The following is a 24,046-nucleotide window of genomic DNA, read 5'->3' on the forward strand; positions in this document are numbered from 1 at the left end:
AGGTCTCCGTGTGTGTTCCGACTTCGGGGGTCGCTCGGGGCCGTTCCATCGTATAGCACCCCCGCTGCGGCCGGTGCCCGCGAAGCGGCCCGCGGGCGCCGTCAGAGCTGCGGCAGGGCCGCTCCGAGCACGTCCGCAAGGGACGTGGCGTAGGGCGTGGTCATGTGGTGCTTGTCGCGGTACACGAGCAGGTTCCCGACGACGACCGGGCACTGGTCGTCGACGCAGAACCAGGCGCTCGAGTCGATGACCGTGGCGCCCATGCCCTGCTGCACCTCGACGCCGGTCTCGCGCCGCTCGGTGAACTCGATGCCGTAGTCGTCGTTGCACTCCGTCAGCGGGTTGATCGAGACGCAGTCGGCCGCGGCGTCGCCGAAGCTCCACGGGGTGTCGGTGAGCGTGGCGACCTTGGTGGCGTCGGGCATCTCCTCCAAGGTGTCGGTCCAGCCGTTGCGCCACCGGCCGAGCCCGCCGCCTTCGCTCGCGTCGATCACCGACGCGGCGTCCGAGCCCGCGATCAGCACCAGGGCGGGCTGGACGGTCGCCAGTTCCTCGAACACCTTGTCGCGCCAGTCGGCGCATTCGGTGTACTCGCGGTCGAGCGAGGAGTTGTCGACCGCGACGGTGACGGGGGTGCAGGCGCTCTTGGTGCGCGGCACGAGCTTCCAGCCGTTCTCGACGGCGAGGGCTTCCATGGCCGGGAACCATTGGGCGGCATGGGAGTCGCCGAAGAGGTAGACGGTGGTGTCGGAGTCGGGGTCACCGTAGACGCAGCCGCTGGGGAGGTCGATGCCGTCGGTGCCGACGTGGCAGCCGTCGGCGTAGATCACCGGCTCGTCCTTCACGATGTCGGCGAGCGGCGGGGTGAGGTCCGCGGGGGCCTCGGTCAGTGCCAGTGCGGCGGTGAGCTGCTCCGTGACCTGGTCGTCGTCCTCGACCTGCTCGACGGCGCCGAGGTCCACGGGATCCTGGTCCTCGGGGACCTTCGAGTAGACCGTGGTGAACGCCAGGAGCACCGCGAGGCCGGTGAGGGAGCAGACCACGCCGGCGCCGATGCCGGGGAGCGGTCGCGCCATCAGCTTGGCCTTGCGGAACGGCTCTTCGACGTACTGGTACGAGAACTGCGCGACCGCCACCGCGCCGAGGAGGAGCGTCGAGTTGAGCAGGATGCCCGATTCGGCGCCGACGGCGAGCGGTATGAGGATGAGGATCGGCCAGTGCCACAGGTAGAGGCTGTAGGAGATCTTGCCGACGAACTGGAACGGGCCGGTGCCGAGCAGTGAGGACGCGGGGTTCGTGCCCTTCGCCGAGCCCGCGATGATCACCATCGCCGTGCCGGCGACGGGCAGCAGCGCCGTGTAGCCGGGGAACGAGGTGGACTCGGTGTAGAAGGCGCCCGCGGCGATGATCGCGGCGAGGCCCGCGATGCCGAGCCCCCAGGCCAGGTACTTCGGGGTGCGCTTCAATGCGGGGAGGGACAGCGCGAGGAGCGCGCCGCCCGCGAGCTCCCAGGCCCGGGTGTGCGCGCCGTAGTAGGCGACGGGCTCGGACTGCTGGGTGACGTACACCGACAGGACCAGGCTGATCGCGAAGATGCCGCACGCGAAGGCGGTCGCGGTCGCGACGAAGCGGTCCGGGCGGCGCTTGATGAGCATGAGCAGGCCCACCAGGAGCAGGGGCCAGACGAGGTAGAACTGCTCTTCGACGGCGAGGGACCAGAACTGCTGGAACGGCGACGGCATCTGGTCGGCGTTGAGGTACTCGGTCTCCTGCGCGATGAAGCGGTAGTTCACCACGTAGACGATCACGGTGAAGGCGTCCTGGAGGACCGCTTCGAGCCTGGTGATGGGGAACCACAGCCACGCGCCGATGATGGTGGCGATCGTGACGACGCTCGCGGCGGGCAGGATGCGGCGGGCGCGGCGGGCGTAGAAGCCCGAGATGGAGATGCCGCCGGTGTCGTGGACCTCTTTCACCAGCAGCGAGGTGATGAGGAAGCCGGATACGACGAAGAACACGTCCACGCCCACGTAACCGCCTGCGGCGAAGCCGAATCCGGCGTGGGAGAGGAGTACCAGGACGACCGCGATGGCGCGCAGGCCCTGGATGTCGGGCCGGAATCCCATGCCCTCCCAGCGTTTGACGGTCGGCGGGGCGGCCGGGACCGGGGCCGGGCGGGGCGGGGTGCCGGCGGCGGGCGGCGGCGGCATCGGGGGGCGGAACGCCGGGCGGGGCGCGTAAGGGCTGGGCGCGGTGCGCGGGGGCGCGGTCGCGGCCGTGATGGTGGGCAGGTGGAGCGTCTCCTCGTTGACACCGTTCCCGGCTGCGGCTCGGGGCTGTGGCCCGGGGGGCTGGGGCGAGGTCATGGTGCAGGATTCTCCGTCTAGGGGTGGCGGGGGCGTTCGAGTCGCCCCATACTAGGCATCCCGTTCCCGCTGCATCGGCCGGTATTGGTCGACTCGCCGCCCGGGGCACATCCGGGGAATGGACGGCGAGTACTCGCTTTCCCCCATCGTACCGAGGGAACGGCCGCGCGGTCGTCCCGTGCATGCGAAGGCCCCGACCTGCTCACAGGTCGGGGCCGTTTCATACTGCTAGAGCGCCTTGAGGACTCGGGGCTCGACGCGGTAGAAGATCCAGCGTCCGAAGAACATCAGGAACACGGAGACGCCCACGGCCACGCACAGCTGGAAGGTGGTCGGCGCCAGCTCGGGGATGAAGGCCGCCCGGTGCATCGAGAAGATGCCGATGAGCGGGTTCGACGAGAAGATGTCGTACAGCCAGGGGTTCTCCTCCATGGTGGGCGCTTCGGAGACCTTGGTGACCGGGTAGATGATCGCCGAGGCGTAGAAGAGCACCCGCATGATGAGCGGCAGGAAGCGCGAGACGTCCTTGTAGAGGACGTTGAGCCCGGCGAGGATGAACACCATGCCGGCCAGGAGCATCGTCTGCACCAGGATCGCCGGGAACAGCCACAGCAGGTTGAGCCCGAAGGTGCCGCCCTGCCAGATCGCGACGGCGATCAGGATCGGGAACCCGACCACGTACTCCGCGAAGCGCGCGAAGACCTTGGAGACCGGGAAGACCTCTCTGGGGACCTTCATCACGGTGATGAGCGCCGCCTGGCCGCCGAGGGACTTCGCGCCCTCGTTGACCCCGGAGCTGAACCACTGGTAGGCGAAGATGCCCGAGACGATGAAGAGCAGGTAGCCCGCGCGTTCGCCGTTCGCGTTCTCGGGCATGGCGTTGCCGCCGCCGAAGACGAGGTCGAACACGAACCAGTAGATGACCGTGAGGCCGAGCGGTTCGATGAGCGACCAGATGTAGCCCATCACCGTCCCCTGGTACTTGACGGCGAGGTCGCGGCGGACGAGGACCGACAGGGCGTTGCGGTGGCGCACGAGCGCCGTGAAGCCGGTGGTCAGCGGGAACTTCCGCTTGAGCGGCTTGACCTCGGCGGGGCGCGTGATCGGGCCGGTCTCGTCGCTGCGGGCCGAGTCGAGGAAGGCCGGGAGCTCGGCGGTGTCGTCGAGGTTGCGGCGGATCGGGGACGCGCCGGCGACCGGCATGTCCCGGCTCGGCTCGTTGCGGGTCGCGTAGGGCGCCTGCGGGACCTGGCCGGCCGGGTTCTGCTGGCCGGCCTGCTGCTGGTTCGCCTGCTGTCCGGGCTGCTGGCCCTGGTTCTGGGGGGCCGACGCCGGGGGCGGCGGGGTCTGGGTGTGCGGGGCCGGAGCGGTCGGGCGCGGGGGCGAGCTCTGGCCGTGGGGGGCCGGCGCCGTCGCGGGAGGCGGCGGGGGCTGCTGCGGCTGGAAGTGGCCGCTGCCGCCCTGGTTCGGCTGACCCTGCGGTTGGCCCTGCGGCTGGCCGTACGGGTTCGGTTGGCCCTGCGGCTGACCGGGCTGGCCGGGTCCGTGGGGCTGCGGAGCCCCGTAGGGCTGCTGGCCCTGCCCCTGGCCGGGACCGTGCGGCGGGGGCGGCGTGCCGTAGGGCTGCTGCCCTTGCGGCGCACCGTAACCGGGGTTCGGCGGGGGCGGCGCCTGGTGGTGCGTCGGCGCGCCGTAGGCCTGCGGCTGCCCGGCGGGCGCGGCGTAGGCGGGACCGTAGCCCTGCGGGGGCTGCGGTGCGTGGGGGCGCGGCGGCGAGCCCGCGGCGTTGCCCTGGTGTCCGGGGGTGATGCCGGGAGCGGCTGACGGGGGCGGGCTCGCGAAAGCCGCCGATCCGGAGCTCATGGACCCCGGCGGGTACCCCGCGGGGTTGGCCGAAGGCCCGGTACCGAAACCGCCCTGAGGGGCGGTCGTATCGGAGTTGTCCGGGCTCCCGTCGTTGTTCCCGGCTGGGCCGGAGACTCCTTCGGGGTGCGGGCTAATCGAGCTCATGCATCATCTCCGTCAGGTGTCGCTCCAGCGCCACCGAGTCCAGTTCACGATGTTCGAGAATCGTATAACGGCCTGGGCGGGTCCTCGGCGCGTAGGCCACCGCTGTGGCGAGCTCCGCGATTTGCAGTCCGAGTTCGTTCGCCGTGCGCGGCAGGCCGTGCCGCTTCATGGCGGCCGACAGCTCCTTGAACAGGGCCTTGTCGTCCCGCAGCCACGTGCAGACGAGCGCGCCGACGGCGCCCTGCGCCCCGTGCGTGGCCAGTCCGGGGTGGAGCGCTTCGAGCGCGTGCGCGATCTCGTGGCAGCCGCCCGAGCAGGGCCGGGACGACCCGGCCATGCTGGACGCGAGGCCGCCTTGGATCAGCGCGTCTGCGAGGGTCGCCAGGAACGACTCGTCGGCGATGGTCCCGGGGTGGCGCAGCACGGCCTCGGCCCCGGTGCGGGCGATCGCGGCGGCGAGGCCGTCCACGGGTTCGCCGTTCACCTCGTGCGAGAGCTGCCAGTCGGCGACGGCCGAGAGGTTCGTGAGCGCGTCGCCGATGCCGGACTGCAGCTGGTGCGCGGGCGCCTGGCGGATGAAGTCGAGGTCGGCGAGGACCGCGAGCGGCGGGTGGACCCCGTAGGAGACGGACACGCCGTCGCGCTCGAGCGAGGCGGTCGGCGACGCGAGGCCGTCGTGGGCGAGGCTGGTCGCGACCGAGACCATGGGCAGGCCGAGGTCGGACGCGGCCCATTTCGCGGTGTCGAGGAGCTTGCCGCCGCCGATGCCCACGAGGGCGTCGACCCGGTGGTCGGCGCGGAGGCTCTTGGTGAGCTCCTTGGCGCTGTGGAGGCTGCCGGGCGTGACGGTGTGGACGGTGGCGTCCGGCAGGTGGTCGAGCTCGGCCGCGATGCTCTCGCCGAGGCCGGGCCCGAGCGCGACGGCGACGCGCCCGCCCGAGGAGATCCGGGAGTCGGCGAGCAGTTCGGGGAGGCGCTTGAGCGCCCCGGCCGAGACTTCGACGGTGATCGGCGCCAGGACGGTGCGCGCGAAGGTCGGCAACCTACAGGCCCTCAGCGATGGTCTTTGCCAGCGCCCAGTCGGCGTGGTCGTCGACTTCGGTCCAGGCCACGGGCCCGGTGGAGACGGTGCCGATCTGGCCGGCCTCGGCGAGGAGCTGGAAGGCGTCCTCGTAGTAGAGGGTCGTGTCGCGCGTGTAGGTCGTCTCGAGGGCCTTGGTGAGGTCCTCGGCGACGCCGGCGGGGATGAGGCTGACGCCGATGTACTCGCCTGCGGCGGCGGCGATCGGCTGCTGCTTGTGGATCAGCTCGACGCCGCCCGCGCCCACGCGGACCTTCATGGCCTCGTCGGTGAGCTGCTTGTGGTCGTCGAGGGCGATGAGGAGCCGCGGGTCGGTCGCGGCGGCGGCGAGGAGGTTCCGCTCGACGCTCGTGGGGTGCACGGTGTCGCCGTTGACGAGCACGGCGCCCTGCGCATAGTGCTCGCGGGCGGTCCACAGCGAGTACGCGTTGTTCCAGTGCGGCTTGTCGTTGTCGACGATGGCGACGGTGACGCCGTAGCGCGCTTCGAGGACCGGGGCGTGCTCGCGGATCCGCTCGGCGGCGTGGCCCACGGTGATCGCGAGGTCGAGGACGCCGACCTCGGCCAGGCCGCGCACGATCGTGTCGAGGATCGTCTCCGTCGCGGTGACCGGTAGGAGGGTCTTGGGGAGCGCGTCGGTGTCAGGGCGCAGGCGCTGCCCTTGTCCGGCGGCGAGGATGACGCCTCTCACGAGTTTGCGGCCTTCCGATCGACGGCTGTAACCCGCCTAGTTTACAAGTCCCGAAAGGGGGGAGGCCCCTGCCGCATGTGCGCCTGCACACGTGGACCGGGGCCTCCGACCGGGATGGAGCGCTACTTGGACGAGACGGACTTGGCCAGGTTCTCCGACAGGGTGTCGAGGAACTCGTCCGTGGTCTGCCACGCCTGCTCCTTGCCGACGAGCGCGGCGAGGTCCTTGGTCATGCTGCCGCCCTCGACGGTGTCGATGACGACCTTCTCGAGCTGGTTCGCGAAGCCGGTGACCTCGGCGGTGCCGTCGAGCTTGCCGCGGTGGGCGAGGCCGCGGGTCCACGCGAAGATCGAGGCGATCGGGTTGGTCGAGGTCTTCTCGCCGCGCTGGTGGGCGCGGTAGTGGCGGGTCACGGTGCCGTGGGCCGCCTCGGCCTCGACGGTCTTGCCGTCGGGGGTCATGAGCACGGAGGTCATGAGGCCGAGCGAGCCGAAGCCCTGCGCGACGGTGTCGGACTGGACGTCGCCGTCGTAGTTCTTGCAGGCCCAGACGTAGCCGCCCTCCCACTTCATGGCCGCGGCGACCATGTCGTCGATGAGGCGGTGCTCGTAGGTCAGGCCCTTGGCGTCGAAGTCGGCCTTGAACTCGTTGTCGAAGATCTCCTGGAACACGTCCTTGAACATGCCGTCGTAGGCCTTCAGGATGGTGTTCTTGGTCGACATGTAGACCGGGTAGTTGCGGGCCAGGCCGTAGCGGAACGAGGCGCGCGCGAAGTCCTCGATGGACTTCTTGTAGTTGTACATCGCCATGGCGACGCCGCCGCCCTCCGGGTACTCGGCGGCCTGGATCTCGATCGGCTCGGAGCCGTCGGCCGGAGTGAAGGTGACGGTGAGGGTGCCGGGGCGGTCGACCTTGAAGTCGGTGGCCTTGTACTGGTCGCCGTGGGCGTGGCGGCCGATGATGATCGGCTTGGTCCAGCCCGGGACGAGGCGGGGCACGTTGCTCATGATGATGGGCTCGCGGAAGACGACGCCGCCGAGGATGTTGCGGATGGTGCCGTTCGGGGAGCGCCACATCTTCTTGAGGCCGAACTCCTCGACGCGGGCCTCGTCGGGGGTGATGGTGGCGCACTTGACGCCGACGTTGTACTGGTTGATCGCGTTGGCGGCGTCCACGGTGACCTGGTCGTCGGTCGCGTCGCGGTGCTCGATGGAGAGGTCGTAGTACTTGAGGTCCACGTCCAGGTAGGGGTGGATCAGCTCGTCCTTGATCTTGCTCCAGATGATGCGGGTCATCTCGTCGCCGTCGAGCTCGACGACCGGGTTCGCCACTTTGATCTTCGCCATAGTCTCGTTACCTCTCCTGCGCTCACCTGCGCCTGGTGTGTCCGCGCCGCTGAGGGCGCCGAGGCTGCCGCCCCTAACAGTACGAGCGTACTGGCTTTACCGTGGAAGCCCGCGCCCGGCCCCGGGAGTCGATGGTCACAGCACGGGCGCAGCGATAACGATTCCGTCTCAAGGCTGGCGTGCCCCGGGTCACGGCAGGTAGCTTCTTTAACTAGAAACATTCTTTCCAATTTGTTTCGCCCCCCGTCATCCGAGGCTCACCGGTTCTTGCGGGAACCGGTCCCCGACTAGCGCACGAAGGAGTGCACCGAGGTGACCGCACCTGCCGCGCCCCCGCCGGGCGACGCGCCGCCCCGTACCGCCGCCCGCGTGGTGCGGCGCGTCTGGACCTCCTACGTCTTCCGCCGCATCCTCCAGTCGGTCTTCGTGATCTGGCTGGTCGCGACCATCACCTTCATGCTCATGCAGCTCATGCCGGGCGACCCGATCGAGATCATGGCCGGGCGCCTCAACAGCTCCGGCATGTCGCACGACCAGGCCATGGCCACCGCCGCGAACATCGTCGCCTACGACCCGAACGCCAGCGCCTGGTCGCAGTACCTCGAGTTCCTCAAGGGCCTGGTCACCCTGGACCTGGGCAACTCGCTCACCAGTCCCAGCACCTCGGTGTTCGAGCACGTCATGGAGTACCTGCCCTGGACGCTGTTCGCCGTCGGCGCCGGCATCGTCCTGGCGGCGGTCATCGGCCTCTCGGTCGGCATGGCCACGGCTTACCGGCGCGGCTCGGTCCTCGACCACACCATGACCTCGGTCGGCTCGTTCCTGACGGGCGTCCCGAACTACATCCTCATCGCCGCGGTGGTCGTCCTCGGCTACACGGTGCTGGGCATCCTGCCGTTCCTTGACATGCGCGGCCGCGTCACGGCCGGCATCGAGCCGGGCCTGGACCCGGTGTTCTTCGGCGACGCGCTGTTCCACGCGATCCTGCCGATCACCGCCTTCGCGTTCACCTCCACCGGCGCGTTCATGCTCAACATGAAGGCCGCCACGACCGAAGTGCTCACCGAGGACTACGTGACGGTGGCGCGCGCCCGCGGCCTCAAGCCCGGCCGCATCAGCCGCAACTACGTGGGCCGCAACGCGCTCCTGCCGGTGGTCCCGCAGATCGCCCTCCAGCTGGGCATGCTCGTGGGCGGCTCGATCGTCATCGAGCAGATCCTCAACTACCCCGGGGTCGGGCAGATGCTGATGCAGGCCATCGGCAACCGCGACTACCCGGTGGTGCAGGCCGCGGTCATCATCCTCGCCACCTCGGTCGTCATCACGAGCCTCATCGTGGACCTCCTGCTGGTGAAGATCGACCCGCGCATCAAGTCCGAGAACCAGGAGGCGTGAGCATGACCGCTGTTGACATGCGCGCTGCCGAAGCGCCGGCCAAGCCCCGCCGCACCTTCCGGGAGAGCACGTTCGGCCAGATCTGGACCGGCCTCACCCGCTCCCCCGCCGGATTCGCAGGAACCGTGCTGGTCCTGGGGATCGTGCTGTTCTCCTTCGTGGGCCCGCTCGTGGTGGACCAGGACAACCCCACCGACACCACCAAGATCTGGACCGCGCCCTCGGGCGAGCACTGGCTCGGCACCCAGTACGAAGGTAAGGACACTTTCACGATCCTGGTGAACTCCGGGGCCGAACCCATCTGGGTCGGCGGCCTGGCGGCGATCATGGCCGTGTTCGTGGCCGTCGTCCTCGGCTCGATCGCGGGCTACTTCCGCGGCCGGATCGACGCGATCCTCTTGCAGCTTACGGACGTCACGGTGACGATCCCGCAGTTCCTGCTCATGATCGCAGTGGTCGCCTTCTTCGAGGACATCCCGCCGTGGGGCGTGGCGATCGTCGTCGGCTCCACCATGTGGGCGTTCCTGTTCCGGTCCATCCGGGCGCAGGTCATGTCCCTCAAGGAGCGCGAGTTCGTGGAGGCCGCGAAGCTCCAGCACCTCGGTCCGATGCGGATCGTGTTCCGGGAGATCCTGCCGAACATGGCCGGGTTCATCTTCGTGAACTTCGTGATCGCCGTGAACCAGGCCATCTACGCCATCGTCGGCCTCTACATCCTCGGCCTCATGCCCTCCGGCACGCCCAACTGGGGGCTGATGATCCACCTGTCATGGCAGAACAACTTCTTCCTCCTCCCGGTCGCGATGCCGTACGTGCTCGCGCCGCTGCTCATGATCGTGCTCTTCACGATCGGCCTCGTCACCATGGGACGCGGCCTCGACCAGGCCCTCAACCCGCGCCTGAGGGAAAGGTGAGACCATGACCGACCCGATTCTCAGCGTCCGCGACCTCTCCATCGCGTACCGCACCGGCCGCAAGGAGTCGGTGACCGCCGTCAGCGGCATCGACCTGGACCTCTACGAAGGACAGTCGCTGGCGCTCGTCGGCGAGTCCGGCTGCGGCAAGACCACCCTCGGCCTCGGCCTGCTGCGGCTGCTGCCGGGTCTGGGCGAGATCACCTCCGGCTCGCTCACCTACCGGCTGAAGGACGGCTCCACAGCGGACCTCCTGAAGATGAAGGCGGAGCAGCTGCGCCGCTTCCGCTGGGCCGAGGCCGCGATGGTCTTCCAGGGCGCGATGAACGCCTTCAACCCGGTCATCAAGATCCGCGACCACTTCGCCGACACCCTCAAGGACCACTCGGACGGCAAGAAGTGGACGAAGGCCGCCGTCGACGCCCGCGCCGGGGAGCTCCTGGAGACCGTGCGGCTCGACCCCGACCGGGTGCTCCAGTCCTACCCGCACGAGCTGTCGGGCGGCATGAAGCAGCGCGCGCTCATCGCGCTCGCGATCGCCCTCGACCCGCAGGTGCTCGTCCTCGACGAGCCGACCACGGCCCTGGACCTGCTGACGCAGCGCTCGATCGTGCAGCAGCTCCACGAGCTGCGCAAGAAGTTCGGGTTCACGATGGTGTTCATCACCCACGACCTGGGCCTCGCCGCCGAGCTCGCCGACCGGGTCGCCACCATGTACGCCGGGCGGATCATCGAGACCGGCTCGGCCCGCGACATCTTCTACGAGCCCAAGCACCCGTACACGGCCGGGCTCATCAACGCGGTCATGCCCGTCAAGGGCGACCGGCCCCAGCTCGAGTCGATCCCCGGCTACCCGCCGAGCCTCAAGGCGATGCCCAGCGGCTGCGCGTTCCACCCGCGGTGCGCGTTCGCCACGGACGCGTGCAAGCGCGAGCGGATCGACCTCGACCTGCTCACCGCGCGCCCGCTCGGCATGAGCCACAAGGCCGCGTGCCTCCACCACGACCAGGTCCGCTTCCAGCGCAAGAGCGCTGAACGGCCCGCGAACACCGTCGACAGCACCGTCGAAAGCGAGACCGCCGATGTCTGAGACACCGCTGCTGAAGCTGTCGGGCCTGGAGCAGGTCTTCGACACCCGCAAGGGCCCCGTGGCCGCCGTCGGCGGCGTCGACCTCGAGGTCAAGGCCGGCAAGGTCCTCTGCCTGGTCGGCGAGTCCGGCTGCGGCAAGACCACGACCGCCCGCGCGGCGGCCGGGATCACCCGGCCCACCGCAGGCTCGGTCGAATTCCGCGGCAAGTCGCTCACCGCGATGAACGCGGCCGAGCGCACCGAGTACCGGCGCTCGGTGCAGTACATCCACCAGGACCCGTACGCGGCGCTCAACCCGACCCGCACCGTCTGCTCCACGCTCACCGCCGGCCTCAAGCGGCACGGTCTGGTCAAGGGCCGCACCGAAGCCCGCGCCAAGGCCGCCGAACTGCTGCGGCTCGTGGACCTCACACCCCCCGAGTCCTACCTGGACGCCTACCCGCACCAGCTCTCGGGCGGCCAGCGCCAGCGCGTCAACGTCGCGCGCTCACTCGCCATGGACCCGAAACTGCTCATCTGCGACGAGTCGACGTCCATGCTGGACGTCTCGATCCGGGTGAGCCTGCTCAACACCCTCGGGCGGCTGCGCGACGAACTCGACGTCGGCTTCCTGTTCATCACCCACGACCTGGCCGTCGCGAAGTACTTCGCGTGGGACGGCGAGATCGCGGTCATGTACCTGGGGAAGGTCGTCGAGCACGGCCCCACCCCGGAGGTCATCGGGAACCCCCAGCACCCGTACACCAAGGCCCTCATCGGCGCGGTGTGCGAACCGGACCCGGACCTGGCGCGGACCAACCGCTCCGCGGAGCAGCTCCGCTCGGCGGAGATCCCGAGCCTCCACGACCTGCCCGCCGGATGCGCCTTCCACCCGCGGTGCCCGGCCTTCGAGCCGGGCCTGTGCGACGGCGAGCGGCCCCTGCTGCAGCTCGCGTCGCGACGGGACGTGGCCTGCCACGTGGTCGCCCGCGACCGCGCGCCGGCCCTGCTCGACGACCGCACCATCACCTTCGACGCCGTCCCCGGCTCGCGGCGGCCCGAACCCGAATCAGCCATCTGACCTCGGTAACCCCTGCTCAACCACATACACATCACTGCCCTCTACATTGATTGAAAGGAAACGGCGATGACCTCTCAGCGATTCGAGCTCAGCCGACGCAACCTCATGCAGGCGGTCGGCCTCGGCGCCGGCGCCGTTGCGACCGCGGGCGTCCTCGGCGCCTGCCAGGCCGAAGGCGCGGAAGGCGAAGGCGCCAGCGGCACCTTCATCTACGTCTACCCGTTCGACATCACCACCCAGCACCACAACGCGGCGATCAACAACGCCGCGCTGCTGGTCCCCGCGCCCGTGGCGGAGCTGTTCCTGCCCCGCCCGGCGATCCTCGACTGGGAGACCCTGGAGTGGATCCCGCAGCTGGCCGAGTCGGTGAGCCTCGACGGCACCACGCTGACGATCAAGCTGCGCTCGGGTGTCAAGTGGACCGACGGCAACGCCGTCACCGCGAAGGACGTCGTGGGCACCATCTACCTGCAGAAGCTCAACGCCGCGCAGGGCACGGTCGGCTGGGACCAGCTGGTCTCGGCGACGGCCGACGACGACACCACGGTCACTGTCACGTACTCGGCGGCGTTCCCCGGCGTCGAGCACGGCGCGCTGAAGGCCCAGATCCTGCCGCACGCCCGCTACGGCGAGTGGATGGACGAGGCCCAGGCCCTCGTCGAGGCCGGTGCGGTCCAGGGCAGCACGGAGCAGTCGGCGCTGGCGGAGAAGATCGCGGCCGTCGACTTCAAGGACGAGGACCCGATCACCAGCGGCGCTTACATGTTCGACCAGATCGGCGAGACCGTCATCAGCTTCAAGGTCCATCCGGACGGGCTGTTCGCCGACAAGGTGAAGTTCGCGAAGGTCGAGGTCCAGGCCGGCGACAACGCCGCCGCGGTGCAGATGCTGCTCTCGCGCGAGATCGACTACTGCACGCAGGTGCTGGGTGCGACCGACCGCCAGACCATCGCCGGGGTGGAGGGGCTCAAGGAGCTCTCGACGCCGGGCTTCGACGGCATCGGCCTCATGCTCAACCAGGGCCGGTTCCCCGAGTTCGCTGACGCGCGGGTGCGCAAGGCGTTCATGTACATCCTCGACGGCGAGTCCATCGGCGAGATCGCGAAGGGCAACGGCGGCTACTACATCCCGGCGACCTACTCGGGCCTGCCCGACCCGCACGCTGAGGGCCTGTTCGAGGGCGTCGAGCTCGAGTACTACACGCCCGACCACACCAAGGCGGCCGCACTGCTCGAGGAAGCCGGGTGGACGAAGGAGGGCGACGCCTGGCACACCCCGGCGGGCGACCCGGCCAAGTACGCGATCACCGGCGTCGAGGGCTGGACCGACTTCGTGCTCTCCGGCGAGCAGGCCGCGGCCCAGCTCACCGAGTTCGGCATCGACGTCAGCTACAAGAGCGTCCCCGAGGACAACCCGTGGGGCATCTGGGGTGCGGGCGACTACGACATCGCGGTGCGCCAGTGGGCGAACCCGTTCGTGCCCTACGCCTACGGCTCGTGGCAGATGGCCTGGTTCACCGACAACGCCGGCACCGCCGACGCCGCGGGCATGGGCATCCCGACCGACGCGGTCGAATCGCCCACCCTCGGCACGGTGAACGTCAACGACGTGTACCTCAAGGCCCAGCAGGGCACCGAGGAGGAGCAGGCCGAGGCGAACAAGACGCTCGGCATCGTCTTCAACGAGACCCTGCCGCGCCTGCCGCTGTTCCTGAACCAGCGGGTGAGCTACGGCGTCGAAGGCGCCCGCGTCAAGGCGATCGACCCGGGCTCCTACGCGCTCAACGACGTCTACTTCGACAACCCGATCATGGTCCGCCTCCTCGAAGGCGGCATCGAGCCGAAGTAACACCCACCTGGGACCGGCCTTCATACCGGTCCCCCGGACGGGCCCTCGGGCCGCGGTCCAGCTCCCCGGGCGGCCTGCTCGCGCCCGGGGAGCCCTGCACTGCCACCGAACACAAGCTCGGACCGGGCCTGCAACCCCGGCCCGGAGCCGCGCAGGACCGAGGCGGGTCAACGCGCGGCGAACAAGAGAAGCAGGGCCCCGGCACTGCGCTCCCAGGAGCGCAGCCGGGGCCCTGCTGCGTGCCAGTCGCGGGAGTCGGAGATCCCTTCACGTCGGCGGCCTTCACGGAATTCGGGGCCGTGCACGACGACAAAGGCTAGGGCCCCATCGCAAAGCGATGGGGCCCTAGCCCGACTGGTCTTGGCGCTCGTTTCCCCGCTAGTTGTCGTTGTCGTTGCAGCTCGGGTCGGTCAGCGGATTACAGGTGTCGTCAGGCGGCGTACTGGTCTCGTCGCCGCCCCCGCCGCCGTCGTCTTCTTCGGCGGCGGTGATGGTCACCGCGGTGTCGGGCGCGACGGCTGTGCCGCTGGTGATCGCGCCGTCCCCGCTCGTGACCGCCTCGATGGTCGTCGCGGCCGGATCGCCGTCGATCGTGGCCGTGAGCCCGAGACCCTGCAGCGTCGCCTGGAGGTCGGCCGGGGTGGTCGTGGCATCCCAGGTGATCACTACACCCTGAGCGGTGATGGTGACCGTGGTGTCTTCCTCCTCGTTCGAGTCGGCACCCGGATCCTGCGCGTACACGACGCCTACCTGCTCGCCTCCGCCGCCGTACTCGACCTCCACATTGAACCCGGCATCGTTGAGCGTCTGGGTCGCCCGGTCGACGGTCATGCCGAACACGTCGGGCACCGTGGCCCGGCCGCCCTCCGAGACGGTCAGCGTGACCTCGGTGGTCGGCGGGACCTTGCTCTCGCCCTTGGGGTTCTGGGACAGCACTTCACCGGACGGCTCGGCGCTCGCCTCCTGGACCACCTTGACCTTGAGGTTCAGCGCCTCGAGCTCGTCGGTCGCCTCTTGGACGTCATCGCCCACGACGTCCGGGACCGTGACGTCCGCCGGGGCGACCGTGACCGTGAGTTCCACCTCAGTACCCTCGTCGACCTCTTCGTCGCCCTCGGGACTCTGGGCGGTGACATGGTCGATGGTCGGATCGTTCGGATCGGTCGCCGCGACCTCCTCGAACGTCACCGTGAAACCGTCATCCTTGAGCGTCTGCTCCGCGACCGCCCGCTCCTGCCCGACCACATCGGGCACCGCCACCGCCTGGGAGGTCTCGAGCATCTGCATGATCCCCCACGACGCCGCGGTGACCGCGACGAGCGCGAGGATCACCCCCAGGGCGACCAGCCACGGGCGGCGCTTGCTCGAGGAGGTCGCGATCGGCGTGATCGGGGCCGTCGAGTCGGCGTTCGCCAGCATCTGGGTCCGGTCGCCCGCGCTCATCACCGCGGGGGCCAGCACGGCCTGCCCGCGCGCGGCGCGGATCAGGTCCTCGCGCATCTCCCCGGCCGAGTGGTACCGGTTCTCGGGGTTCTTCGCGAGCGCCTTCATGATCACGGCGTCGACGGAGTCCGGCACGTTCGGGTTGAGCTCCGAAGCCGGCCGGGCCTCCTCGCGCACGTGCTGGTAGGCCACGGAGACGGGGTTGTCGCCGGTGAACGGCGGGTGCCCCACGAGCAGTTCGTAGAGGACGCAGCCGACCGCGTACACGTCCGAGCGGGCGTCCACGGTCTCGCCGCGCGCCTGCTCCGGGGAGAGGTACTGCGCGGTGCCGATCACCGCGCTGGTCTGGGTCATGGTCGCCTGGCCGCTGGCCAGGGCCCGGGCGATGCCGAAGTCCATGACCTTGACCTGGTTGGTGTCCGAGAGCATCACGTTGCCGGGCTTGACGTCCCGGTGGATGATGTGGTGCTTGTGGCTGAAGTCCAGGGCCGAGCACATGTCGGCCACGACCTCGCACGCCGTCGCCGCGTCGAAGCGGCCCTCGGCGAGCAGGACCTCTTTGAGGGTCCGGCCGTTGACGAACTCCATCACCATGTAGGGGATGCCCATGTCCTCGCCGGTGTCGAAGACGGCGACGATGTTCGGGTGGTTGAGCGACGCCGAGTTCTGGGCCTCGCGCTGGAACCGGATGAGGAAGGACTCGTCGCGAGAGAGGTCGGCCCGCAGCAGCTTCACCGCCACGTCGCGGCCGAGTCGCAGGTCCCGGCCACGGTGGACTTCAGCCATCCCCCCGTAGCCGACGACCTCGCCGATCTCGTATCTGCCGCCTAGCAGGCGGGGCTCTGTGGTCATCGCGTTTTACGTCCTCGTGTTCCGTTCATCGCGGCTTGATTCTAATGGCACGAGCAGACCGGAAAGCCCGCTATCAGTTACAGTTCTCCGCCAGCTGGTTGCAGGTGCGCTCGCCCATCGTGGGCATTTCCATGCCGTTCGACGTGGGCTCTTCCGCAGGGGTGGTGTCGGCCTCGTCGTCGGGCGAATCGTCGGCGCTCTCCTCGACCTGGCTCGGGTCCTGGCTGTCGCCGTCGCCCGACGGCGTGCCTCCGCCGTTCAAGCTGAGGATCAGCCACACCATACCGCCGACCACGATGAGGCCTACCACGCCCGCGAGGACCTTGAGCAGGTTCGGGTTCATGCCCGGCTTTGACGCCGGCGGCGGCGTCACGGCTCCCAGGTTGATCCCCGGAGGCGAGGAACCGGGCGGGACCTGGCCTCCCATGGGCATTTGCGGGGCCGCGGTCACCGGGTCGGCGACGCCCGCGGGCGGCCCGCCCATGCTGACCACGCCCGCGCGGCGAGGCAGCTGCCCGACCGGCGGCATGACCGAGGTCGACATGGGGTTGGCGTCGACCGCGACGCGCGCGAGCGCGGCCATCTCGGTGGCGCTGGCGAACCGCTGGTGCGGGTTCTTGACCAGGGAGCGTTCGACGAACGCCCGCACGCCCGGCGGGATGTCCGGCGGCAGCGGCGGGGGCGGGGTGCGCACGTGGTGGAGGGCGAGCTCGATCGGGTTCTCGGCCTGGAACGGCCGGTGCCCGGTGAGGCCGTGGAAGGCGACGACCCCGAGCGAGTACATGTCCGAGGCGGGCAGCACGCCGGTGCCTTCGGCCTGCTCGGGGGCGATGTAGGAGGCGGTGCCCATGACCGAGCCGGTGGCGGTGAGGTCCCCGGACGCGCCGGAGCGGGCGATGCCGAAGTCGGTGAGGACGGCCTGGCCGTCCCTGTCGCGGACCAGGATGTTGCCGGGTTTGATGTCGCGGTGGATGATGCCGCGCTCGTGCGCCTGCTGGAGGGCTTCGGCGGTGGCCGCGATGATGGGCATGAGCTCGCGGGCGTCGAGGCGGCCGCGTTCGGCGATGAGGTCGGCGAGGGACTTGCCTTCGATGAACTCCATCACCAGGTAGGCGGTGGTCTCGCCGCTGGGCAGGTCGGCGTTGCCGAAGTCGTGCACGTTGACGATGTGCGGGTGGGTGAGGCCGGCGACCATCTTCGCCTCGGCGGCGAAGCGCTTGGCGAAGCCGGGCTCGCTCAGGAGCGCGGGGAGCATCGCCTTCACGGCCACGGTGCGTTCGAGCACGGTGTCCTCGGCCCGCCAGACCTCGCCCATGCCGCCCACGGCAATGCGTTCGCGCAGGCGATAGCGTTGCCCGAGCAGCATTTCGGGGCTCAACACGGCGTCTCCTCATTTCTTGGGGAGGGATCAGCTCCGGGGGGATCGACGCTTCAGTGTACTGGCAGGCAGCTCAGCCCCTGGTTCGTCGTGCGGCGGCACTGCCGCGCGACACCCCGGCCCCGACCTCTCTGAAGATCCACGTTCGGGCGAGCCGTTCGGTTGCTACGTCAGGGGATCGTGAGGAAACCGTGTCTTTGCCGCAATCATTCCCGATCGCGGCCCGGCCCGGTTGGCGGGGGCGCCGAGGCCGGCTCGCGGCCGGTCATTCCTCGGCGCCTTCCAGGACCTGCTGCATGAGGTCGCCGGAGATCTCGGCGGCCTTGGCCGAGGCGCCGTCGCCGTAGGAGTCGAGGAACACGCAGACGGCGACGGCCGGTTCGCCGTCCTTGTCCATCGCCCAGCCGTGGAACCAGCCGTGGTCGGGCTCGGGGTTGTCGCTGGAGTCGGAGTGCTGGGCGGTGCCGGTCTTGCCGCCGACGGTGTACCCGTCGATCTGCGCGGTCTGGCCGGTCCCGTTCTCAACGACCGCCTCCATGAGGATCTGCAGCTCCTGGGCGGTGTCGAGGTCGATCGAGCGGCCCAGGTCGTCCTCGGCGAAGTTCTGGACGGTGTTGCCCTCGGAGTCGGTGAGCTCGGCGACGATCTGCGGGGCCATCCGCTCGCCGCCGTTGGCGATGGTCGCGGCGACGATCGCGTTCTGCAGGACGGTCTCGCGGACCTCCTGCTGGCCGATGCAGGCCTGCGCCCGGAACGCCTCCTCGGAGAGGTCGCCGGTCCGCGAGGGCACGGTCTCCAGCGGGGTCTCGTAGGCCTCGCCGAAGCCGAAGGCCTCGGTGATCTCGGTGATCTGCTCGACGGACAGGTCCTCGACGCACATCCGCGCGAACGTGGTGTTGCACGAGAGCTCGAAGGCCTTCTCGAGCGTGTACTCCTCGTTGGGGCACTGGGCGCTGGAGTTCGTGATCTCGTGGTTCGTGTCCGGCGCGGTGTAGCCGTTCCCGGCCGGGACCATGTCGTCGGCCTTGCCGCCGTTCTCGATGTACGCGGCGGCCACGAGCGTCTTGAACGTCGATCCCGGCGGGTAGTACTCCTGGCGGGTCAGGTCGAGCATGTCGCCGGAGTCGTCGAGCGCGATCTTGGCCGCTTCGGCGGTCTCGCCGTTGTTCGAGGAGACCTCGGTCGGGTTCCAGCCGGGGTAGGAGGCCTGGGCGAGGATGCGGCCGGTCCGCGGGTCGATCACGACCGCGCCGCCCTCGACGTCGGTCTCCGCGAGGGCGTCGTAGGCGGCCTTCTGCAGCTCCGGGTCGATGGTGGTGACGACGTTGCCGCCGATCTTGTTCTCCTTGAGGAGGGTCGCCCAAAAGTCGTCGAAGGCCAGGAGCGAGCTCGTGCCGTTGAGCAGCGAGTTCTCGTACGCCTCGAGGTTGGACCCGCCGTAGTTGATCGACTTGAAGCCGGTGATGTTCCCGAAATAGTCGCCTTCGGGGTAGTTCCGCTGGTAGCCGTACGTGCCGCCGTCGGTCGGGACCGACTCGGCGATCACCGTGTCCCCGGCGAGGATCTGGCCGCGCGGGACCTCGTACTCGGCCACGAGGCTGCGGCCGTTGAGCAGGTCCTCGTAGTCCTCGTGGTGGAAGAACGCCACCCAGGTGGACTGGACCATGAGGGCGGCCAGCAGGACCAGCGCGATGACGCCCATGCGGCGCAGGGCCGGATTCATTCGCCGCCCTCCTTCCTCTTGTCGTCGTAGCCGTTCGGGGGTTCAGGGCGGTAGTCGAAGGCAGAGCTCGGCGGCGGTGGCGGGGTCTGCGGGGCGGGGCGGGTCGTGTTCCCGCCCGGGGGCGGGCTCCCGTAGGCCGAACCGGGCGGCGGCGGGGGCGTCTGCGGCGGGTACTGCGGGCCGCGCGTGTTCGGGTTGCCGAACCTGGCGGCACCGCCGGGTCCTCCCGGGCCGCCGGGGCCCATGGGACCGCCGAGTCGGTCGGGCGGCGGGGACATCGGGGGAGGCGGTCCGGGCGGAGTCGAGGAGGGGGGCATCGGCGGGCCGGAGACCGGGCCGCCCGGAGGCGGGCTGAGCACGTCCTCCTCCATGGTCCCCGCGGGCGGGCCGCCGCCTTGGAGGTGCCCGGGGATGATGAGCTCGGTCGGCTGGTCGCCGCCGGGGATCGGGCCGGAGTCCATGACGCCCGCCAGCTCGGCCTGCTCGGCGGCGCGCTTGGCGGCCTGCTCGGCGAGGAACTCCGGCGGGGCCTCGGTCTTCAGCAGGCCGAACGAGGCCTGCCAGGGTTTGCGGGCGTCGTCGGAGACGCGCACGAGCAGCGCGATGAGCAGCCACGAACCGACGAGCGAGGAGCCGCCCGCGGCGAGGAACGCGGTGGTCTGGCCGGTCATCGGGATGAGCCCGGTGACGCCGCCGAGCACCACGAACAGCTGGAACGCCACCAGGAACGCCAGGCCGCCGGCCATGAGCGAGCCGAACAGGTCGCGCGACATGATGCCGGTCTTGAAGCCGCGCTGGACGAGGATCGCGTACAGCAGCAGGATGCCGATGAGGCCGATGAGGCCGACCTCCTCGCCGATGGCGGCGAGGATGAAGTCCGATTCGGACGCGGGGATCGAGTTCGGGTTGCCCGAGCCGGGCCCGTTGCCGATGAGCCCGCCCGAGTTCATCGCGACCAGGCCCTGCACGAGCTGCCACGACGACGGGGTCGACCCGTCGCTCCAGACGTACTCGTGCTTCCACGGGTCGAGCCAGATCGCCACGCGCACCTGGAGGTGGCCGAAGAACGGGTAGATCGCGATGCAGCCGCCCACGAACATCGTGAGGCCGATGACGATCCAGGAGGCGCGGCGCGTCGCCATGTACAGCATCGAGAGGAAGATGCTGAACAGCAGCAGCGAGGTGCCGAGGTCGCGCTCCATGACGAGGATGACGAGGCTGGCGGCCCAGACGATGACGATCGGGCCGAGGTCCTTCATGCGCGGCAGCTGCAGGCCGAGGATCTTCTTGCCCGCCACCGAGAGCATGTCCCGCTTGCGCACCAGGTACACGGCGAAGAAGATGAGCAGCATCAGCTTCGCGAACTCGCTGGGCTGCACCGAGAAGCTGCCGAAGCGGATCCAGTTCTTGGAGCCGCCCGACGCCGAGATGGAGGCGGGCAGGAAGCCCGGGATCGCGGCGAGGAAGATGCCCGCGAACAGCAGGATGTACGCGTACCCCCGCAGCACCCGGTGGTTGCGCACCACGATCAGGAGCACGGTCAGCAGGAACACGCCGGCCATGTAGTACATGAGCTGGCGCCCGCCCTGGCCGGCGAAGATCCCCGCGTCGGCGGGAAGCGGGTCGTCGGTCTGGGCGGTGCGGTCGATGCGCCTGATGTAGACGATGCCGATGCCGGTGAGGAACGCGGCGATCGGCACGAACAGCGGATCGGCGTACGGGGCGAGGATCTTCACCGCGGTCCACGCGCACATCGAGACGATGAAGATGAGCAGCGGGAGCATGAAGGTCACCGAGGTGGTGGTCTCGGTGAGGGCCACGTCGATGGAGAGCTGGAGGAGGAAGACCGCGACGCCGCCGACGACGAGCATGACGATCTCGCGGAAGACGCGCTTGGGCATGCCCGTCAGCGGAGTGAGCGGCGGCTCGGACGGTCCCGCCGGCCGGGCGGTCGCCGACATCGGCTGGGCCATCAGTTCCCCTTGCGTCTCGGTCCAGAATGCTCTGCGAGCCTATATCGGCCGCGCTCAGTCGTCGCGACAGTCCTTCGCGGCCGCCGGGACGGCCTCGGTCTCGCCTTCCGCTGCGGCGCACAGCGGGTCGAGGCTCTCGTTGGCGGCGTCGGCGTCGACCAGGTCGCTCAGGGCGTCCTCGGCCGCGGCCGCGCCGCCGTCGACGGTCCTGCCGTTCTCGAGTTCGGACTCGACCGAGTCCACGGCGTCCTCGGCGGGCCGTCCGGAGTCCGTGTCGAGCCACGCCATCCGGTAACCCGCCACTTCAAAAGGGAGGCCTCGGTAGAGGCTGATGGTGCCCGCCTCTGAGACGCCGATGAAGTACTGCGTGCGGGCCCACCACACGCCGGCTCCGGCGGCGAGGGTGAGCACGATGAAAGTGGCGAGGATCGTGCGCCACACCCGGCCCTTCCGGCGGGCCTTCGGCTGCAGGTCGGTGGTCTCGGACTCGTCCGGGTCGACGGTGTCCTCGGTATCCTTGACGGCGCGGAGCACGGCCGTGTCGGATTCGGCGAGGCGCGCGTCGGCGGCGGCGCCGCCGATGAGCTGGCGCTGCTCGCCGGGGTGCTCGGTGACGACGTCGGCGACGAGGACGGTGACGTTGTCCGGAGCGCCGGCGTCGAGCGCCTGCTGCACGAGGGTCTCGGCGGCCTCCTGCGGCGACTCGGCGCTCTGCAGGGTGCGGGCGATGTCGGCGTCCGAGACGGGCCCGGAGAGGCCGTCGGAGCACAGGACCAGCCGGTCGCCGGGGACGCCCTTGATGGTCTGGAACGCCGGCTCGACCTCGGCCGCGCCGAGCGCGCGCAGCAGCAGGGAGCGCTGCGGGTGCCGCTCGGCCTCCTCGGCGGTGATGCGGCCTTCGTCGACGAGCATCTGGACGTACGTGTCGTCGACGGTGATCTGCTCGAAGCCGCCTTCGCGGAGGCGGTACGCGCGGGAGTCGCCGATGTGGACGAGGTTGAACCACTCGCCGTCGAACCAGAGGGCGGTGAGCGTGGTGCCCATGCCCTCCTTCTGCGGGTCGTCGGCCACGGCGCGGCGGATGGCGCGGTTGGCGTCGGCCACGGCGTCGGCGAGCTCGTCCACGACCGAGTCGGCGGGCGGGGGCACGTCCAGCCGGGCGACGGTGTTGATGACGATGGCCGAGGCGAGGTCACCGGCGGCCATGCCGCCCATGCCGTCGGCCACGGCGATGAAATGGGGCCCGGCGAACACCGAGTCCTGGTTGCCTTGCCTCACCACCCCGCGGTCGGAGATGGCCGCGTATCGCAGGTGCAAACTCATGAATCAACCGCCGTAGCGCGGGCACGCCCGCTGTTCGATGTCGACATCGCCGTCTCTCGTTCCTCGCGCTGCTAGGGACGCAGCTCGAAGGAGGAACGCCCGATCCGGATGGGCACCCCGAGCGGGACCGGCGTGGGTGCAGTGACTCTAGCGCGACCCAGGTAGGTGCCGTTCGTGGAGCCCAGGTCCTCGACCACCCACTGGCCGTCCTGCGGGCGCACGCGGGCGTGCCGGTTGGAGGCGAAGTCGTCGGAGATGACGATCGTCGAGTCGGGGGCGCGGCCGATCGAGATGGGCTGGCCGGAGAGCACGAACCGGCGGCCCTGGAGCTCGCCGGTGGTCACGACCAGCCACTGCGCGGCGTGGGGGGCCTGCGGGCGGGCGCCGCGGCCGCCGGGGGCGGGCGGGGCCGACACGGGGCCGGCCGCGCCGGGCCCGGCGGTCGCGGGACGGCGCTGGGCGAGGAGGTCGCGGGTGATCGTCCGGGCGGCGGCGAACACGAACAGCCACAGCAGCACGAGGAACCCGAACCGGGCGACGGTCTGGACTATCTCAGGCATTCGGCGCTCCCAGCGAATGAACGATCGGTCTCGGACACGGTAGCCCACCGTGGCACGGGTGCAGGCGCGAGCCGCCGGACCGAGCGGGTCGTCCCACCGCTACGGGCAAGGGGCCCAGGGCTTTCACGACCGGGCCCGGAGTAGCACGCAGCCCCGGCCTCGCGGACCGGGGCTTCACGTGGTCGCAGGCGCTAACCGGCCTGGAGCGTAAGAGAAGTAGTGCCGATCTGAATGACGTCGCCGGGCTGCATGGAGACGGTGGCGATCCGCTGGCCGTTGACCAGGGTGCCGTTGGTCGAGCCGAGGTCGGTGACCGAGACCTGGCGGCCGTCGAAGTCGACGCGCACGTGGCGGCGGGAGATGCCGACGTCGGGGAGGCGGATCTGGGCCTGCTCGCCGCGGCCGATGATCGTGGCGCCGTGGGCGACGGTGAACTGGCGGCCGTCGGCCGTCACCAGGACCGGGCCCGTGGGGGCCTGCTGCTGGGCGGGGCCGTAGCCGCCGCCGGAGACCGGCTGGTCCACGCCCTCGTTGAGGGCCGCGACCTCGGCGGTCACGCGGAACATGCCGGTGTCGAGGCCTTCGCCGCGCTCGATCTCGACGATGACGTCGCCGTACACGGTCCAGCCGTTCTCGCCGATGAACTCGGCCTGGGACTGGGCCAGCTCCTGAGCCAGCGCCGCCGCGTACGGGGCGAGGCGGTCGTGGTCGGGCGGGGAGAGGTCGATGACGTAGCGGTTCGGCACCAGCACGCGACCGCCGGCGAGGACCGCCTTGTGGGTCTCCGCCTCGCGCTGCATGGCGCTGGCGATCTCGACCGGGTGCACAACGCCCTTGAACATCTTGTTGAAGGTGCCCTCGAACAGGCCCTCCAGTTGTTTCTCCAAGCGTTGCAGAACGCTCACCGGTTCTCCTCCTCGTCAGACGCCATCCGGACCGTGACGCTCCCTTGCATAGCCGCGTCGTCTCCCGATGGTATCGGCTGGGTTCCAG

17 protein-coding genes are annotated in these 24,046 nt (G+C 69.9%); 5 read left to right on the forward strand and 12 right to left on the reverse strand.

Annotated features, from left to right (window positions below; all coding sequences use genetic code 11):
* Positions 1-101 precede the first annotated feature (101 nt).
* The 5 genes from AB0I03_RS08140 to AB0I03_RS08160 form a co-directional block, all read right to left on the reverse strand.
* Positions 102-2,366 carry an acyltransferase family protein gene (locus AB0I03_RS08140; protein ID WP_360408426.1) on the reverse strand — a complete coding sequence of 755 codons (2,265 nt, stop codon included), beginning with the start codon at positions 2,364-2,366 and terminating at the stop codon, positions 102-104.
* Positions 2,367-2,594: 228 nt separating this feature from the next.
* Complete coding sequence (locus AB0I03_RS08145; protein WP_360408429.1) at positions 2,595-4,229, reverse strand: ABC transporter permease; 1,635 nt, start codon at positions 4,227-4,229, stop codon at positions 2,595-2,597.
* Between the two features lie 133 nt (positions 4,230-4,362).
* Positions 4,363-5,418: an iron-containing alcohol dehydrogenase family protein gene (locus AB0I03_RS08150; protein ID WP_360408431.1), complete on the reverse strand. Its 1,056-nt coding sequence runs from the start codon at positions 5,416-5,418 to the stop codon at positions 4,363-4,365.
* 1 nt (position 5,419) lies between these two features.
* The gene (locus tag AB0I03_RS08155) at positions 5,420-6,148 is read right to left on the reverse strand and encodes an NTP transferase domain-containing protein (protein ID WP_360408434.1); all 729 of its coding nucleotides are present in this window, start codon (positions 6,146-6,148) and stop codon (positions 5,420-5,422) included.
* Positions 6,149-6,270: 122 nt separating this feature from the next.
* Entirely contained in the window at positions 6,271-7,494 is a 1,224-nt protein-coding gene (locus AB0I03_RS08160) for an NADP-dependent isocitrate dehydrogenase (RefSeq protein WP_360408437.1), read from the reverse strand.
* A 312-nt stretch (positions 7,495-7,806) separates the two neighbouring features.
* On the opposite strand from AB0I03_RS08160, the gene AB0I03_RS08165 reads away from it, so the two are divergent.
* The 5 genes from AB0I03_RS08165 to AB0I03_RS08185 all read left to right on the forward strand — a co-directional run bounded on the left by AB0I03_RS08165 (position 7,807) and on the right by AB0I03_RS08185 (position 13,801).
* Positions 7,807-8,889, forward strand: coding sequence for an ABC transporter permease (locus AB0I03_RS08165; protein WP_360408440.1), 1,083 nt, complete (start codon positions 7,807-7,809; stop codon positions 8,887-8,889).
* A 17-nt stretch (positions 8,890-8,906) separates the two neighbouring features.
* A complete protein-coding gene (locus tag AB0I03_RS08170) occupies positions 8,907-9,803 on the forward strand; it encodes an ABC transporter permease (RefSeq protein WP_360409951.1) in 897 nt (298 codons plus the stop codon).
* 4 nt (positions 9,804-9,807) lie between these two features.
* Positions 9,808-10,893 carry an ABC transporter ATP-binding protein gene (locus tag AB0I03_RS08175; protein ID WP_360408443.1) on the forward strand — a complete coding sequence of 362 codons (1,086 nt, stop codon included), beginning with the start codon at positions 9,808-9,810 and terminating at the stop codon, positions 10,891-10,893.
* On the forward strand, positions 10,886-11,953 hold the full coding sequence (locus AB0I03_RS08180; protein WP_360408446.1) for an ABC transporter ATP-binding protein: 1,068 nt from the start codon (positions 10,886-10,888) through the stop codon (positions 11,951-11,953). Before AB0I03_RS08175 ends, AB0I03_RS08180 begins: the two co-directional genes overlap by 8 nt.
* A gap of 66 nt (positions 11,954-12,019) precedes the next feature.
* Positions 12,020-13,801: an ABC transporter substrate-binding protein gene (locus tag AB0I03_RS08185; protein ID WP_360408449.1), complete on the forward strand. Its 1,782-nt coding sequence runs from the start codon at positions 12,020-12,022 to the stop codon at positions 13,799-13,801.
* Between the two features lie 378 nt (positions 13,802-14,179).
* Here the strand turns inward: AB0I03_RS08185 and pknB are convergent, their stop codons facing one another.
* The 7 genes from pknB to AB0I03_RS08220 all read right to left on the reverse strand — a co-directional run bounded on the left by pknB (position 14,180) and on the right by AB0I03_RS08220 (position 23,958).
* Positions 14,180-16,096, reverse strand: a complete 1,917-nt coding sequence (gene pknB / locus AB0I03_RS08190) for a Stk1 family PASTA domain-containing Ser/Thr kinase (RefSeq protein WP_360408452.1) — start codon at positions 16,094-16,096, stop codon at positions 14,180-14,182.
* 73 nt (positions 16,097-16,169) lie between these two features.
* The gene (locus AB0I03_RS08195) at positions 16,170-17,477 is read right to left on the reverse strand and encodes a protein kinase (RefSeq protein ID WP_360408455.1); all 1,308 of its coding nucleotides are present in this window, start codon (positions 17,475-17,477) and stop codon (positions 16,170-16,172) included.
* Positions 17,478-17,739: 262 nt separating this feature from the next.
* Complete coding sequence (locus tag AB0I03_RS08200) at positions 17,740-19,197, reverse strand: penicillin-binding transpeptidase domain-containing protein (protein WP_360408458.1); 1,458 nt, start codon at positions 19,195-19,197, stop codon at positions 17,740-17,742.
* A complete protein-coding gene (locus tag AB0I03_RS08205; RefSeq protein WP_360408461.1) occupies positions 19,194-21,170 on the reverse strand; it encodes an FtsW/RodA/SpoVE family cell cycle protein in 1,977 nt (658 codons plus the stop codon). Before AB0I03_RS08205 ends, AB0I03_RS08200 begins: the two co-directional genes overlap by 4 nt.
* A 54-nt stretch (positions 21,171-21,224) precedes the next feature.
* A complete protein-coding gene (locus AB0I03_RS08210) occupies positions 21,225-22,493 on the reverse strand; it encodes a PP2C family serine/threonine-protein phosphatase (RefSeq protein WP_360408464.1) in 1,269 nt (422 codons plus the stop codon).
* Between the two features lie 71 nt (positions 22,494-22,564).
* Positions 22,565-23,053: an FHA domain-containing protein gene (locus tag AB0I03_RS08215; RefSeq protein WP_360408467.1), complete on the reverse strand. Its 489-nt coding sequence runs from the start codon at positions 23,051-23,053 to the stop codon at positions 22,565-22,567.
* Between the two features lie 191 nt (positions 23,054-23,244).
* The gene (locus tag AB0I03_RS08220; protein ID WP_230602397.1) at positions 23,245-23,958 is read right to left on the reverse strand and encodes a DUF3662 and FHA domain-containing protein; all 714 of its coding nucleotides are present in this window, start codon (positions 23,956-23,958) and stop codon (positions 23,245-23,247) included.
* Between the last annotated feature and the right edge of the window lie 88 nt (positions 23,959-24,046).

The organism is Glycomyces sp. NPDC021274 (assembly GCF_040641195.1).
Classification (GTDB): Bacteria; Actinomycetota; Actinomycetes; order Mycobacteriales; family Micromonosporaceae; genus Glycomyces.

Excerpts from the sequence above, each read along its gene's own strand:
- AB0I03_RS08140 (WP_360408426.1), bottom strand. The coding sequence starts at position 2,366 with ATGACCTCGCCCCAGCCCCCCGGGCCACAGCCCCGAGCCGCAGCCGGG.
- AB0I03_RS08145 (WP_360408429.1), bottom strand. The coding sequence starts at position 4,229 with ATGAGCTCCGGATCGGCGGCTTTCGCGAGCCCGCCCCCGTCAGCCGCT.
- AB0I03_RS08160 (WP_360408437.1), bottom strand. The coding sequence starts at position 7,494 with ATGGCGAAGATCAAAGTGGCGAACCCGGTCGTCGAGCTCGACGGCGAC.
- AB0I03_RS08170 (WP_360409951.1), top strand. The coding sequence starts at position 8,907 with ATGCGCGCTGCCGAAGCGCCGGCCAAGCCCCGCCGCACCTTCCGGGAG.
- AB0I03_RS08175 (WP_360408443.1), top strand. The coding sequence starts at position 9,808 with ATGACCGACCCGATTCTCAGCGTCCGCGACCTCTCCATCGCGTACCGC.
- AB0I03_RS08180 (WP_360408446.1), top strand. The coding sequence starts at position 10,886 with ATGTCTGAGACACCGCTGCTGAAGCTGTCGGGCCTGGAGCAGGTCTTC.
- AB0I03_RS08185 (WP_360408449.1), top strand. The coding sequence starts at position 12,020 with ATGACCTCTCAGCGATTCGAGCTCAGCCGACGCAACCTCATGCAGGCG.
- pknB (WP_360408452.1), bottom strand. The coding sequence starts at position 16,096 with ATGACCACAGAGCCCCGCCTGCTAGGCGGCAGATACGAGATCGGCGAG.
- AB0I03_RS08200 (WP_360408458.1), bottom strand. The coding sequence starts at position 19,197 with ATGAATCCGGCCCTGCGCCGCATGGGCGTCATCGCGCTGGTCCTGCTG.
- AB0I03_RS08205 (WP_360408461.1), bottom strand. The coding sequence starts at position 21,170 with ATGGCCCAGCCGATGTCGGCGACCGCCCGGCCGGCGGGACCGTCCGAG.
- AB0I03_RS08210 (WP_360408464.1), bottom strand. The coding sequence starts at position 22,493 with ATGAGTTTGCACCTGCGATACGCGGCCATCTCCGACCGCGGGGTGGTG.
- AB0I03_RS08215 (WP_360408467.1), bottom strand. The coding sequence starts at position 23,053 with ATGCCTGAGATAGTCCAGACCGTCGCCCGGTTCGGGTTCCTCGTGCTG.